Genomic DNA, 14652 nt, shown 5'->3' with positions numbered 1-14652 from the left:
AATTATAAATTCTTGTTGTTTCAAGCGGCTTCAACCGTAATGATCACACTTTTTGAAGCCGGAGTTTTGGCCGTATGCGCAAAACTATCTAAAGGTACTAACACATTGGTTTCCGGGAAATAAGTGGCACAGCAATTTTTAGGAATATCGTAACCAATCACCTTAAATTTATTGGCTACTCTGGTAACACCATTAAATTTAGATTTTAAATTAACGACTTGTTGCTCGTGCAAGCCTCTAATTTTCATATCGTCCCGATTCATAAAAATGATACGTCTTTCGTTATAAACACCTCGATATCTATCATTTAAACCGTAAATGGTAGTGTTGAATTGGTCGTGGCTACGAATGGTCATCATAATTAATTCATCATTTTTAAGCTTCCAATTGGGAAGTTTATTGATAGAAAACTGGGCTTTCCCGGTTTTGGTTTTGAATTTTCTGATGCGTGCACCATTTGGCAAATAAAACCCCGACGGATTTTTTAGTCGTTTGTTATAATCGTCAAAACCTTCAACAACCTCTTGAATATCGTCGCGCACCAAGTTGTAATCGTCTTTATACTTCAGCCAATCGATTTTGCTCCGCTCCTTCAACGTGGCATGCGCAATACCACAAACTACCGCAACTTCACTTAACAATGCTTTGGAACACGGTTCTAAAATCCCTCTGGTTGACGACACAATGCCCATGGAGTTTTCGACACTTTGGGTTTGAACACCCGTTTTTTGATAGTCTTTTTCAGAGCGTCCCAAACAGGGCAAAATGAGTGCTTCTTTTCCGGTTACCAAATGCGATCGATTCAGTTTTGTACTCACATGAACCGTTAAATTACAGTTTGCCAAAGCTTGTGCCGCGTAATTGGTATCTGGAACTGCCGAGATAAAATTACCACCCAAACCAAAAAACACTTTGGCTTTGTTTTCGTACATGGCTTTTATGGCATCGATAACCGAATAGCCGTGTTTTGTGGTGGGTTTAAAACCGTACTTTGCCTCAATTTTATCTAAAAAAGCTTGTGGCGCCGATTCCCAAATACCTACGGTTCTATCGCCTTGTACATTGGAATGTCCGCGTACTGGACAAGTGCCTGCGCCTTCTTTACCGATGCTTCCTTTTAACAATAATAGATTTACTATTTCTCGTATGTTATCTACGGCATTTTCATGTTGTGTTAAGCCCATGGCCCAACAAACAATGATTTTTTCGTTGTTTAATATAAGATTGAAAACCTCATCAAAAACGGTTTTTGTAATTCCCGAAGCTTGTAAACATTCATCGAAATTGTATGTTTTCAAATCGGCAATAAAAGCGTCGTAGCCATGGGTGAATGCTTCAATAAATGCCTTATCAAATACATCACCGCTTTGTTCCTCTTTTTCCAATAATTTAAGCAACAAGGCTTTTATAAAAGCGACATCGCCATTAATTTTAATCGGCACAAAAACATCGGCTATACTCGTGCCACCGGTTAATAATTTTATGGGGTTTTGCGGATTGGTAAACTTTATTAAACCTGCTTCCGGCAACGGGTTTACAGCAATAATCTTACCGCCATTTTTTTTGCATTTTTCTAAAGCGGTTAACATTCTAGGGTGGTTAGTACCCGGGTTCTGGCCAACAACCATAACCACTTCGGCTTTGTACAAATCATCTAAAGTTACCGAACCTTTACCAATGCCCAAGGTTTCAGATAGTGCGCTGCCACTTGCTTCGTGACACATATTGGAGCAGTCTGGTAAATTGGACGTACCAAATTCGCGTACAAATAATTGATATAAAAATGCGGCTTCGTTAGTGGTTCTTCCAGAGGTATAAAACACCGCTTCATCGGGATGGTTTAAAGTGTTTAAATGACTTGCCACTTTGGTAAAAGCATCTTCCCAAGCAATGGGTTGATAATGAGTGGCGTCCTTTGCCAAAAACATGGGCTCGGACAAGCGCCCAGATTTACCGATTTCAAAATCTGATAATTCGACGAGGGCTTCAACGGAATGTGTTGCAAAAAACTCTTCGCCAATGGTTTTATTTTGGGCTTCCTCGGCCATGGCTTTCAATCCGTTTTCGCAATATTCGCCTAATGCAGAACGCTCGTCGTCGGGATCGGGCCATGCGCAACCGGGGCAATCAAATCCGCCTTTTTGATTTATTTTAAGTGATAATTTAATGGCATCGACAGGCTTCATGTATTTTGTAACCTGACCAAAAACAGATTTTAAAGCACCAAATCCAGCACTGTTTGTATGCGGTTCACCAGTTTTTAAATCGGTAAACTTTTCTGGTGTGCTGGCTTTATGTTCTGGTGATGTGCTCATTTACTATCAAAATGTTTCTTGTAAAGTGATTCGTAATCTGCTTTTAAATCTAAATCTAAATTTTCTAACTCTGGTGTTATAATTTTAACTGATGACTTATGCTTTTTTAAAAGGTGTTTAGCACCAAAATCATCATTTAAGGTTCTTAATTCCTTAAAATAAATCTGATTGAAAATAACGGGAACGCCGTATTTTTTGTTTTTATACGATGTTGCAATTATAAGATGTTGCCCTTTATTAAATTCATCAATTAATTTATTCAGAAATACAGTGTCGATTAAAGGTTGGTCTGCTAAAGTTACTAAAATTCCATCAATATTTTGTTTTGAATTCGCGATATATTCAACGCCAAAAGCTAAGGACCTGCCCAAACCTTTTTGCCAATCTTCATTGTTTAAAATGGTTATGGGATAGTTTGAAATTTCCTTTTTAATAAGATTGTAATGCGCGCCTAAAACCACAATCACCTCGTTTACTTGCAATTTTAAAGCGGTTTCAATGGCATTACCAATTAGCGTGGAATTTCCCCATTTTAGAAGTTGTTTAGGAGTTCCCATGCGTTTTGAGGCACCGGCCGCTAATATGATGATGGATATGTTTGATGGAGTTTGCAAAAGAAATTAAAGTAAATGTTATTTAAAACTATATGAATGCTTCATAAATAAAATGGAACCAAGTAATAAATATATACGAGTAAGATGAAGTTTATACTATTTCGGTCGAATTACAATTTGAACACCACCAATATTCTTTATCATCATCTTTTAATTTCGATTCCGTTTTCTTTCCGCACTTTAAACAATCTCGTTCTTCAGTTTCATGCTCAAACGCTCGATATTGACAATTTGGACAGTACCAAATTGTCTGATTAGACTCTTCTTCATCCACATTCCAACTAAAAGCATCTATTTCGCAATTCGGACAGATTTGAGTTGCCATAATTAGTCGATTAAAGTTCCTTTTAGGGTTTCTAATAATTTCGTCAGTTTAGGGTCATTTAAGTCGTTAACCCTGTATTTTCTATATTTTTTAAAACCGTCTCTCAAGATTACTTCATAATCGTTTTTGTCAAGAGTATCAATAATCAATAGTTTTTGGTCGTCACGCAACCCGTGTTCGATTGAACGAGAAAAAATAAGTCGGTACATAGAAGTCCCAATTCTAAAATTATGATTTTCTTCTTTTTTCTTTAATTCAGTAATAAATTCACGAACAGGTTTTAACCTTTCAAATCCATTTTCCAACAGCATATCGAAAATCTTTTCTGTATCATTCCAGGATTTTTCAAATCGAAATATTATTTCTTTAGTTCGACTATCCATTCTTTGCCCATTTAAAGCTAACTACGACGTATGAATCCGCCCCGTTTTCTTACTTAAAGATATGGGTTCTTCCTGTCTTATCACACATAAGATTTCGGAAATAATGGAAATGGCTATTTCCTGTGGCGTTTCGGAACCGATGTTTAAACCTGCCGGACCATGGATTTTATCTAAAAAATCATCTTCCACATTCGGGCAATATTCAATAAATTGAGACAGCAAATCTTCGCGTCGCTTTGTTGGCCCCAATAACCCAATATAATTTGGATTGGTATCTTTTAATGCGACTAAATAGCGTAAATCGGTTGCAAAATTATGAGTCATTAACACAATAGCAGTTTGATTATCGATTAATGTAACATCCATTTCCTCTGGGGAAATCGCAGAAAAACGATGCGCACCTGGAAAATCTGAAATCGATTTGGCTTCTGATGCTCCTGAAACAATGGTGACTTCCCAACCCGTTAAAGCGGCATATTTACAGAGTTGCACCGCATCGTGTTCGGCGCCAATAATTATCAATTTAAAACACGGTGGCATGTTTTGTTGGAAGTTTAGAAGGGTATCGTTTTGGTTTTCTAGGTTATTTCCGGAAATTGAAAACGACTTATTATCGATTTTTACCTGAGTGCCCATTCCAGAAAAAACACCTTCCTTTTTTTCGAAATAAGATTGTATATCGAATGTATTTCTGTCTTCTAAACAGTTTTTGAAAGCCTTTAAAAACGTTTCATTGGGGTTGAAAACTTCCAATAAAATATATAAAATGCCTTCGCAACCTAAACGATATCGACCATCGTAGGTCATCATTTTGGCTTCACCTGTTTTAAAAACGGTATCCGATTGCAGTAAGATTTCCTTTTCAACACATCCGCCGCTTACGGCACCAATCATTTTTCCATTTTCAAGAATGAGCATTCTTACGCCTGGTCTTCTATAGGATGAGCCATCCAATGCTACCACAGATGCCAAAACAGATTTTAGACCTTGTGATTTTGCTGTTGTCCCCGCTTTTACTATTTCCTTAAATTCGTGTGTCATGAATATGAAGTAAAAAAAGCCTTCACATAAAAGGCTTTTGATTTCTTAGTATTAATTTTTTAGCCTAAAACCTTTTCTTCAACATTCAAATTACTCATATAAGGTTGTTTTGTTAAGCGTTTGCCCGTAGCTTTATAAATAGCATTGGCAACTGCTGCTCCAACAGGTGGCAACGTGGGTTCGCCCAATCCGGTGGGATCAATATCACTCTCAATAAAATGAATATCTACTTTTGGGGTTTGCCCCATTCTAATAAGCTGATAGGAATTAAAATTATTGGATTGTGGGATGCCATCGATAAATCCGAAATCGGAATACAAGGCGTGTCCAATTCCATCTAAAATACCACCTTTTGCTTGATTTATGGCACCTAATGGATTTACAACAATACCACAATCAATGGCGCAAGTGACTTTTTTTACAATGGGTACACCGTTTTCCATAGTAATATCTGCAACCTCGGCGACATGGGTGTTATGACAGTAATACACAGAAAGCCCTTGATAAACACCTGCTTCGGTTTTTCCCCAATTGGATTTTTTAACAGCGAGTTGTAAAACATTCTGAAGCCTTTCCGGGTCATATTCAATATTAGGTTCTGGATTCATTTTTACGTTATCCAACAAATCCATATGCAGTTTTACTCTATCAACCCCTAATGCCTCGGCAATTTCATCAAAGAAGCTTTGCTCTGCACTCGCCAAAAAGTTTGTATACGGTGCTCTCCATGCGCCTGTGGTGATATTACTTTGATAGTTGGCCGTATCGACTTGATAGTTTTCAATAGCACCTGCCGGAAAGAAATGAGGTATTAAACCATACATATTTGAATTTGCTGCAGCCTCTTTTAAATGATAACCGGTTAGTTTTCCATCTTTAATGGATGCAGCAATTTTGTATTTAATTGCAGGGCGATAAACCCCGGTTGTCATATCATCTTCTCTTGAAGACACCATTTTAATGGGCTTTCTAATGGCATCTGAAATTTCGGCAGCTTCATAAACAAAATCGCCATAAAGGCGTCTTCCAAAACCACCGCCCATTCGGGTCATATCCAAATGCACGGTTTCAATATCGCGCCCTAATAATTCAGCCACAACGGTTTGAGCCGCTTGAGGGGTTTGAACGGGACCTACCAATTCTACTTTATCATCAGTAACATTTGCGAAAAAATTCATCGGTTCCAAAGTATTGTGAGGCAAAAACGGAGATTCGTAAATGCGCTCAATTACTTTATCAGCTTTTGCAAAAGCCTTTTTTACGTCACCATCTTTACGCCGTGTATTAAAGTCTTTTCCGTTTAACAAATCCAATAAAATTTCATCATGCTTCTCGGTGCTTTCAAGTGGCGTATCGGTTTTCCAAGTTGCTTTCAATGCCTTTTTACCTTTAAAAGCATCCCAAGTTGTTTTCGCAATAACAACAACTTTATCAGAACTGCTTATTTGCATGGTCCAATTGTTTTTTCCAGCTTCTTGAAATTCTCTTACTTTTTTTCCAATGGTAATCACATCAACAACACCGGGCAAAGATTTAGCCGCAGAAGCATCATAAGAATCCAAAACCTGACCAAATGCCGGTGGCCTCAAAACGGATGCGTACAACATGCCATCTACTTTATAATCTAAACCGAACAATGGTTTTCCGGTAATTATTCTATCAATATCAACATTGCCTTTACCCTGCCCTATAATGGTAAAATCTTTAGGGTCTTTTAAAGTTACGTTTTCCGGAACTTCGAGTACAGCCGCTTCTGAAACCACATCGCCATAACCTAAAGTTTCTCCTTTAGCGTTGGTTATTACGCCATTTTTAACTGTACATTCCGAAGCTTCAACGCCCCATTTGGCAGCAGCAGCATTTACCAACATTTGTTTTGCTGTTGCCCCAGTTTGCCTTAAAGCTGTCCAACCGTGCCGTATAGATTGACTGCCTCCAGCCACTTGACGCGTATAATTTTTAGTATCCAAAGGTGCTTGAACAACGTAAACATCATCCCAAGCCACTTCCAATTCTTCAGCAATAATCATGGGCATTGAGGTTTTTACACCTTGACCAATTTCGGGGTTAGGTGAAAAAATAGTGACTTTCCCTTCTGGGGAAATTTTAATAAAAGCATTAAAATCGTTATAATTTAATTGGCTTAAATCGATTGAAGGTTTAACGTCAAACCTACAAGCATTAAACAAGTTAAAACCTATTATCATACCACCACCTGCCAATGCTGATGATTTTAAGAAAGATCTTCTACTGAATGTATTTTTATTTGAAGGTATCATTGTTTTCTATTTAGGTTGGTTAACTTAATTTTTTTGAAGCTACTTTAACGGCTTCTTCAATACTATTGTATGCGGCACATCTGCAAATATTTCCATGCATGGCGTTTCTAATTTCAGATTCGGAAGGAGTGGGATTCTTCTTCAAAAATGCCGAGGCTGTCATAATTTGCCCCGCTTGACAATACCCACATTGTGGCACATCTACCTCTTTCCAAGCTTCTTGTACGGGATGTTTTCCATCTTCCGAAAGCCCTTCAATAGTTGTAATATTCATGCCTTCGGCCTGCGATATTTGCAATAAGCAACTGCGCATCGCCGTACCATCGGCATGTATGGTACACGCACCGCATTGACCAACACCGCAGCCATATTTAGTACCTACCAAATCTATTTGATCTCTTAATACCCAAAGCAAAGGGGTGTCCATATCTGCCTCGACAGTATGGGTTTTGTTATTGATTTTTAATGTGAATGTTGGCATAATTATTTTTTTAGTTTGAAGGATTGTTGAATTGTCTCAAAAAATACAAAAAAATTAAAAGCTATTTTTACAGATTCTTATTTTTTTAACAAGGATTTAATAAACTCCAAAGCGCGTTGTTCGTTGTAGTATACATTTTTTTTATCGATAAAACCAACGTGCCCGCCATGGTTTGGCATTTCTAAATGTAGGTATTGGTTTGCCTTGGCTTCTTTTACAGGATAACATTCGGGCGATAAAAACGAATCGTTTAGCGCGTTTATAATCAAGGTTGGTGTTTTTATATGTGGAAGAAATTGTAGACTGCTACTTTTTTCATAATAATCTAAAGCATCCTTAAAACCATGTGCTTTAGAGGTATAAACATTATCAAAATCACTTAAAGTTTTTATGGACTTAATAGCTTCAACACTCAGTAAATCAGAAAATTGCAATTGTTTGTTTTTTAGGTTTTTTACCAAATGTCTTTTAAATCTATCGTGATACAATATGTTTTTAAAGGTGTGTAATTCTTTAGCTGAACCTTTTAAATAACAAGGCACGGAAACTGCTATGGCCGCTTTAATTTGTTGAGGAATTTTATTGCCTTCACCTAAATATTTTAAAATAACATTGCCACCGAGACTGAACCCTTTTAAATAAATATCAGCATAGTGCTTTGTTGAGATAATATGTTGAATAATTTCAATTAAATCGTCGGTAGCTCCAGAATGGTAACTCCTGTATTTTAAATTAGCTTCACCACTACAGCCTCTAAAATTTACACAAACGGCATCAACAGCATGGTTATTAAACAATTTTGCGGTGCCAGTCATATAAGGGCGTTGTGCATTACCTTCCAAACCATGCAATATAATAATGAGTTTATTGGTTTTTTCTTTTGAAAAACTCCAGTCTAAATCTATAAAATCGCCATCGGTTAAAGTGATGCGTTCCCGTTTTTGATTTATGCTATTTACACGTCTGAATAATCCGGAATACACGGTTGAAATAAATCCGTTTTTAAAATAGAATGGCGGTTTGTAAGTCGGTTTAATTATGGGCATGTTTTAGTGTTCAGTTGGCAGTATTCATTTGGCAGTCTCAGTTTTCGGTCATTCAATTCACACCTCCAAAGTCGTAAACTTAAAATCTGTTCCGTTAAACAAGCCTTTATCGCTCAATTTTAATGATGGGATAACCAATAGTGCCATAAATGAGAGCGTCATGTACGGTGCTTTCAATGTGCTACCAAGTTGTTTTGCCATTTTATCCAATTCGGCGTATTGTTTTCCAATGGTTTTACCATCTTTATCGCTCATAATTCCAGCCACGGGAAGTGGCACTATTTTTTCTTCAGAATTGGATACGGCACAAATACCACCTTTGTTTTCTATGAGGAGATTAACGGCTTTACAAATCGCTTCGTCCGACACGCCAACGGCAATGATATTATGTGAATCGTGACCCACGGAAGATGCGATGGCGCCTTCTTTTAATCCGAAGTTTTTTATGAATGCAATCGCTGGTTTTTCATCGTTATAACGATTAACAACAACCATTTTCAAAATATCTTTGCCAACATTAGAAACTAAATTACCGTTTTCTATTAAAGTATCTTCAATAATTTCGTTGGTTACCAACTGTCCTTCCAAAGCTTCAATAACCCGAATTTGCTTTGCTGAAGATTCATATATAAAATCTGAAATATGTTTTTTATTACAGTTGAAATTATTCAATATTTCAAAAGGTATAGATTTAATTAATGATTCATTGTTGTTAAAAACCAGTTCGCCATTTATATAAGTTTGAAGCGTTTTAAAAGTCTTTAAATCTTCAACTACAATGCAATCCGCATAATCGCCTTCTTGCACCAAACCAACATCGAGGTTATAGTGTTTTACCGGATTTATACATGCTGCTTGCAATACCTTAAACACATCGATTCCTTTTGAAACTGCCCGGGCACAAAGGTTATTGATGTGGCTGATTATTAAATCGTCCGGATGTTTGTCATCGCTACAAAACATCATATTTTCATAATGTTCCGGAAGCAAATCGATTAAAGCTTCAAAATTTTTGGCGGCACTACCCTCTCGAATTAAAACCTTCATGCCTTTTTGAAGTTTTTCCAAGCCTTCATCATAAGTAAAACACTCGTGGTCTGTTGATATTCCTGCGTTTATATATTTGGTGATTTTGTCGCCTCGCAAACCTGGAGCGTGTCCGTCGATGGGTTTGTTATACTGTTTTGCCCAAGCTATTTTTTTTAGCACTTCGGAATCATCAAACAAAACCCCGGGGTAATTCATCATTTCTGCCAAATACTTGATGTCCGGGTTTTCGAGAAGTTTTTGGATGTCGTCTGAATTTATAACCGCTCCGGCTGATTCGAATGTGGTCGCCGGCACACAGGACGGTGCGCCAAAATTGAATTTGAATGGGGTTTGTTTGCCGTTTTTAATCATAAATTCCACACCTTTTACGCCCAAAACATTGGCGATTTCGTGCGGATCGGAAACCGTTGCCACTGTACCGTGAGTTACCGCTAAACGTGCAAATTCACTTGGAACGAGCATCGAGCTTTCTATATGAATATGGGCATCGACAAAACCAGGAAGGATGAAATGATTATTACCGTGGTTTTTTTCGGTGATGGATGCTATCCTTTTATTTTCGATAACCACTTCGCCCTTAAAAATGCGCTTGTTTTGTATATCGACTATGTTGCCTTGTAGTTTCAAATTATAAGTTTATTGAGATGCTTCGACTGCGCTCAGCATGACAGTATTATTTCAATTCAATCTTTAGAATTTGTTTTGTGCTTTCAGTTACTTTAAATCGATTATCTGCGCGTTTACCAATGACCCACACAATCTTATTGTCTGAACATAACAACCATATTTTTTCTTTATCTAAAAGCGATAATTTTTCGTCTTTAAAGTATTTGCTTAATTTTTTTTTACCCTGCATACCAAAAGGATAAAACACATCGCCTTCCTCCCATTTCCGGAGGATTAAAGGGAATTTCAATTTAACCTTATCCACATATATACAACTGCTTTGTTGTTTTGAAACGGCATCTGCTTCATCGAAAAACAGGATTCCGAACGAGGTTTCTACTTTGTTATCGTTTTCAGAAATTAAAATCGGTATACTTTCATCTAAATTTATTTCACTTAATAATAAATGCGCCCTATTTTTAATAAGCCTGTACGTTGCTGAAAACACTTGTTTCCCGGTTTCAGCATCCAACAAATTAAGAATATCATCCCATTGTGTAAAACCGAATTCCTTAAAAGTTTCGTATAAATAAGGCTTTGGGTGTTTGAGCTTTTTAAATTCTGAAATTTTAAATTTAACTTTGTTATTATCCATACTTTCAATGGCCTTGCTTAAAAAAGCATCAATACTTTCGGCAATTATATGTGAAGACCCTTTTAGGTGGCTTAGCGTATTTTGAAAATTATGAAGTAGTTGCGGATTTACCTCCTTTAAAATAGGAATGACATCGTGCCGCAATTTGTTCCGTAAATATTTTGTTGAGGCGTTGCTGCTATCCTCTCGCCACTTCATTTTTTTTGTATTGGCGTACGTTCCAATCGCTTCTCTGGAAAAGGGCAATAATGGCCTTACTAACTTATTATTATCCGCAGGAATTCCCGTTAACCCCTCTAAACCCGTACCACGAGATAAATTGATGAGAAAAGTTTCCAAATTATCATCGGCGTGATGTGCCGTTAAAATATAATCGAATTTTAGTTGGTTAGTTAGTTCGTCAAACCAATTATAGCGCAACTCACGGGCTGCCATTTGTATGGAAATTTTATTGTCTTTGGCAAAGGTTTCGGTATCAAAACTTTCAATAAACACTTCCAATTCTAAATCTTCGGCTACATCTAAAACGAAGGTTTCATCGGCATCACTTTCATGGCCTCGTAAATTAAAATTGCAATGAGCTAGCGCCATATTAAAATGCAATTGATGGCATAAATGCGTTAAAACCACACTATCCATTCCGCCGGAAATGGCAATGAGCAACTTGCTTTTTTTTAAGAATGAAAAATCCTTTTTTATATGGTCTTTGAATTGTTCCAGCATGTTTTCAAATATACAACATTACCCCTTTATATACACAACTTATAAGCAGATAACAATGATAAAAATCATATTTAAAAACTATGTTTTTTGTAACTTTAAAGTATAAATTTAATACCTAAAATTATGTGCTCAACAGATAAATTAAACGACAAAACCACCATAGATACCTTTAATAAAAAAGTTGTTTCGGCAACGCAACATTTACAGGCATACATAAAGCACCGGTTGTATATAGCGGAATCAAAAGGTATCATTCCAAAAAACATGTATGTCTCAAACGATTTTATAGACGAAGCAATTGCCAAATTTTACGAAGGTGGTTACGATTTAGACATGGATGCTTTCGCCATAAAAATCAAGCTTTTCAAAATTGTGGATTCCGATTTAAATGAGCTGTTTGAAAGAGAAGCTTTTCATCAACACACGCTAAGTACGAACGATATTTTAGAAGAAGAATTGGACGGATTGGAAGAGCTTTTTACTGTTGATGAGGATTTTGATTTTATTATGAACGAAGAGCTCAATGATATTTCGTACAAACAAGACCATAAACACAAGACTCTTTTTATTTATGACAATGATGACATCTCGATACAAAATGCGCTTGAGGTTGAAGACATGTCGGCATTAAACAACAAAAATATTTTGGGTAAATTCTACACCTTATTGCCCTTAAAAGTATCGGAAATTGTAGATTTATTCGTTTTTGGAAGACTGGATTACGATGAGGTTGCCGAAATTAAAAACATTGAAGCAAAACGCGTAAAACGCATTTTAAATTTAACCATTGAAAGCTTAAAGGAACGTTTGGGCTAGTGCTCTAAAACCGTTCGCATCGCTTTGGCTTTTACCAAACATTCTTCGTATTCGTTTAAAGGTTTGCTTTTTGACGTAATCGCTCCACCCACGGAATACGAGACATATTTTTTTGTTTGGTTGTATAAAATACTGCGAATAACGACGTTGAAATCGAAATCGCTAGTTGGCGAAAAATAGCCAACGGCACCAGAATAGAGTCCGCGTTTGGTTTCCTCCAAATCTTCAATAATTTTCATGGCCGAAATTTTGGGCGCACCGGTCATGCTGCCCATGGGGAATGTACTTTTTATAATATCAACGGGATGCGTATGCTCTTCCACTTTTGAAGTCACAGTAGAAATCATTTGATGCACTTGATCGAAGGTATAGATTTGGCACAGTTCTTCAACTTTAACACTGCCTTTAATGGCGGTTTTTGAGAGGTCGTTGCGCACTAAATCGACAATCATAATATTTTCGCTTCGCTCTTTTTCATCTGTTAACAAATCGTTTTTTAATTGCTCGTCTTCTTTAAAATTTTCCGAACGTTTTGCAGTGCCTTTTATGGGTTGCGAAATAATGGTATCGCCCTTCTTTTTTAAATAACGCTCGGGAGAAGCCGATAGCAAATACTTATCGTTGCACTTTAGGAATGTTGCGAATGGCGGATTTGAAATCGCATTAAGTTTAATGTAAGTGTCCAACGGATTTATAAGGGTGTCTTCGGCATAAAATTCCTGACAAAAATTGGCTTCGTAAATATCGCCACGATGGATGCTGGCGAGCATGCTATTTATTTTATCGAAATATTCGTCTTTGTGAATGCGGAGTTTTATTTTGATGTTATTTGAGACCTTTTGACTGCGCCCAAGGTGACAAGTGTTTTCGTTTTGAATAGCTCTTAAATCATCTTTCCACTCATCTTTCACGCCTTTTAAATATTGAGCTTCAACTTGATTGCCTTTAAAAAAGAATAGTTTTTTAGGTTGAAAAAAATATAAATCCGGGAACGCTAAACCATCAAAATTATTGGAATTTAAGGCTTCAATATCATTTTTTAAATCGTAGGTTAAATAGCCAAAAATCCAATCGTTTACCGTAGTTTGGTATTCATTCAATTTTTCAAATGCATCATAAAAATCGGTTTGAATGCTTGTAAACGCATCAACCGCTAAAATAGCATCGTAATTCGAATAGTTTTGTGAATAGTTATTCGAATCCAACCAAACCACATCGTCAAATTGCTGCGCCCAAACTAATATTTGGTGCTTAAATGCATCGGTATTTTCTACCTTAAAAATCTCTGTGGTTCTCAATAATAAAAAGTTTAAACGCAAATTTACTTAGAATACTTAAAAATTTAAGAATTTTGTAAAATACTTTAAATGTAATTAGATGCACGTTTTACAAAACAGCAAGTTAAAAATAGCCGTAAAAACAATTGGCGCAGAACTTTGTGAAATATCTTCAACAGAAAACAAAACCCAATTTATGTGGGATGCCAACCCCAATGTTTGGGGCAGTTACGCACCAAACCTGTTCCCTATTATTGGTGCCTTAAAAGACGATGCTTATCGTTTTGAAAACAAAACATACACCTTGCCAAAACACGGTTTTGTGAGGCACAATGAAAATATTGTTTTACAGGAACAAACCGAAAACAGTTTAACTTTTGCCTTGTTTTACAACGATGAAACCCTTAAAAATTATCCGTTTAAATTTGAATTAAACATCACTTTTTTACTGGTTGACAATAAAATTGAAGTGATTCATCGTATTAAAAACGTTGATGATAAAACCATGTATTTCTCGGTTGGCGGACACCCCGCTTTTAAATGCCCCGTGTTTGAAAATGAAAATTATAACGATTACGTTTTAGAATTTGAACACACTGAAACCGCCAAAACACATTTAATAAATATGGAAAATGGTTTGATTTCCTCTGAAACCAAAACTGTTTTCAACAACTCGAACACTATCAAGTTAACCCACGATTTATTTGATAGGGATGCTCTAGTCTTTAAAGATTTAAAATCTACAAAAGTGACTTTAAAAAGCAAGTTGAACGGCGAAATACTTTCGGTGAGTTTCCACGACTTTCCGTATTTGGGTATTTGGGCAAAACCAGAAGGCGATTATGTTTGTATTGAACCATGGTTGGGCGTTGCCGATAGCGAAAACACCAATCAAAATTTTAAAACCAAAGAAGGGATTTTGGCGTTGCAAGCCAGCAAAGTTTTTGAAGCCACTTATACCATTGAAATAAACAACAATCATTTATAGTAATTAATTTTTAAAAATAGAAATTAGTTTTAAATCTATTTTAGACCTGACAG

Annotated in this window: 12 protein-coding genes; 2 read left to right on the top strand and 10 right to left on the bottom strand. The window is 36.5% G+C overall.

Features of this window, described 5'->3' with window-relative positions:
* Window positions 1-20: 20 nt before the first annotated feature.
* The 9 genes from RNZ46_RS14000 to tilS form a co-directional block, all read right to left on the bottom strand.
* Window positions 21-2315, bottom strand: coding sequence for an FdhF/YdeP family oxidoreductase (locus tag RNZ46_RS14000; protein WP_316982789.1), 2295 nt, complete (start codon window positions 2313-2315; stop codon window positions 21-23).
* A complete protein-coding gene (locus RNZ46_RS13995) occupies window positions 2312-2929 on the bottom strand; it encodes a nucleotidyltransferase family protein (protein WP_316982788.1) in 618 nt (205 codons plus the stop codon). Before RNZ46_RS13995 ends, RNZ46_RS14000 begins: the two co-directional genes overlap by 4 nt.
* A gap of 327 nt (window positions 2930-3256) precedes the next feature.
* On the bottom strand, window positions 3257-3637 hold the full coding sequence (locus RNZ46_RS13990) for a hypothetical protein (RefSeq protein WP_316982787.1): 381 nt from the start codon (window positions 3635-3637) through the stop codon (window positions 3257-3259).
* 21 nt (window positions 3638-3658) lie between these two features.
* Window positions 3659-4678 carry an XdhC family protein gene (locus tag RNZ46_RS13985; protein ID WP_316982786.1) on the bottom strand — a complete coding sequence of 340 codons (1020 nt, stop codon included), beginning with the start codon at window positions 4676-4678 and terminating at the stop codon, window positions 3659-3661.
* 59 nt (window positions 4679-4737) lie between these two features.
* A complete protein-coding gene (locus RNZ46_RS13980; RefSeq protein ID WP_316982785.1) occupies window positions 4738-6957 on the bottom strand; it encodes a xanthine dehydrogenase family protein molybdopterin-binding subunit in 2220 nt (739 codons plus the stop codon).
* A gap of 19 nt (window positions 6958-6976) precedes the next feature.
* Window positions 6977-7438, bottom strand: a complete 462-nt coding sequence (locus RNZ46_RS13975; RefSeq protein ID WP_316982784.1) for a (2Fe-2S)-binding protein — start codon at window positions 7436-7438, stop codon at window positions 6977-6979.
* Window positions 7439-7515: 77 nt separating this feature from the next.
* Window positions 7516-8484: a YheT family hydrolase gene (locus tag RNZ46_RS13970; protein WP_316982783.1), complete on the bottom strand. Its 969-nt coding sequence runs from the start codon at window positions 8482-8484 to the stop codon at window positions 7516-7518.
* A gap of 57 nt (window positions 8485-8541) precedes the next feature.
* Entirely contained in the window at window positions 8542-10161 is a 1620-nt protein-coding gene (gene ade, locus RNZ46_RS13965) for an adenine deaminase (RefSeq protein WP_316982782.1), read from the bottom strand.
* A 46-nt stretch (window positions 10162-10207) separates the two neighbouring features.
* On the bottom strand, window positions 10208-11518 hold the full coding sequence (gene tilS / locus RNZ46_RS13960; RefSeq protein ID WP_316982781.1) for a tRNA lysidine(34) synthetase TilS: 1311 nt from the start codon (window positions 11516-11518) through the stop codon (window positions 10208-10210).
* Between the two features lie 123 nt (window positions 11519-11641).
* Between tilS and RNZ46_RS13955 the strand changes: the two genes are divergently transcribed.
* Window positions 11642-12334 (top strand): sigma-70 RNA polymerase sigma factor region 4 domain-containing protein, encoded by a 693-nt coding sequence (locus tag RNZ46_RS13955; RefSeq protein ID WP_316982780.1) that lies wholly within the window; start codon window positions 11642-11644, stop codon window positions 12332-12334.
* Here the strand turns inward: RNZ46_RS13955 and RNZ46_RS13950 are convergent.
* Complete coding sequence (locus RNZ46_RS13950; RefSeq protein WP_316982779.1) at window positions 12331-13632, bottom strand: anthranilate synthase component I family protein; 1302 nt, start codon at window positions 13630-13632, stop codon at window positions 12331-12333. The two genes, RNZ46_RS13955 and RNZ46_RS13950, sit on opposite strands and share 4 nt — an antisense overlap.
* Before the next feature lie 79 nt (window positions 13633-13711).
* Here RNZ46_RS13950 and RNZ46_RS13945 point away from each other — a divergent pair, with 79 nt between their 5' ends.
* Window positions 13712-14599, top strand: a complete 888-nt coding sequence (locus tag RNZ46_RS13945) for an aldose 1-epimerase family protein (RefSeq protein WP_316982778.1) — start codon at window positions 13712-13714, stop codon at window positions 14597-14599.
* Window positions 14600-14652: the final 53 nt, after the last annotated feature.

The organism is Hwangdonia lutea, from assembly GCF_032814565.1.
Lineage (GTDB): Bacteria > Bacteroidota > Bacteroidia > Flavobacteriales > Flavobacteriaceae > Hwangdonia > Hwangdonia lutea.
The sequence above is the reverse complement of the archived record's forward strand: the minus strand, read 5'-3'. Positions and strand labels throughout refer to the sequence as shown.

Excerpts from the sequence above, each read along its gene's own strand:
- RNZ46_RS13990 (WP_316982787.1), bottom strand. The coding sequence starts at position 3,637 with ATGGATAGTCGAACTAAAGAAATAATATTTCGATTTGAAAAATCCTGG.
- RNZ46_RS13955 (WP_316982780.1), top strand. The coding sequence starts at position 11,642 with ATGTGCTCAACAGATAAATTAAACGACAAAACCACCATAGATACCTTT.
- RNZ46_RS13975 (WP_316982784.1), bottom strand. The coding sequence starts at position 7,438 with ATGCCAACATTCACATTAAAAATCAATAACAAAACCCATACTGTCGAG.
- RNZ46_RS13970 (WP_316982783.1), bottom strand. The coding sequence starts at position 8,484 with ATGCCCATAATTAAACCGACTTACAAACCGCCATTCTATTTTAAAAAC.
- RNZ46_RS14000 (WP_316982789.1), bottom strand. The coding sequence starts at position 2,315 with ATGAGCACATCACCAGAACATAAAGCCAGCACACCAGAAAAGTTTACC.
- RNZ46_RS13980 (WP_316982785.1), bottom strand. The coding sequence starts at position 6,957 with ATGATACCTTCAAATAAAAATACATTCAGTAGAAGATCTTTCTTAAAA.
- tilS (WP_316982781.1), bottom strand. The coding sequence starts at position 11,518 with ATGCTGGAACAATTCAAAGACCATATAAAAAAGGATTTTTCATTCTTA.
- RNZ46_RS13945 (WP_316982778.1), top strand. The coding sequence starts at position 13,712 with ATGCACGTTTTACAAAACAGCAAGTTAAAAATAGCCGTAAAAACAATT.
- RNZ46_RS13985 (WP_316982786.1), bottom strand. The coding sequence starts at position 4,678 with ATGACACACGAATTTAAGGAAATAGTAAAAGCGGGGACAACAGCAAAA.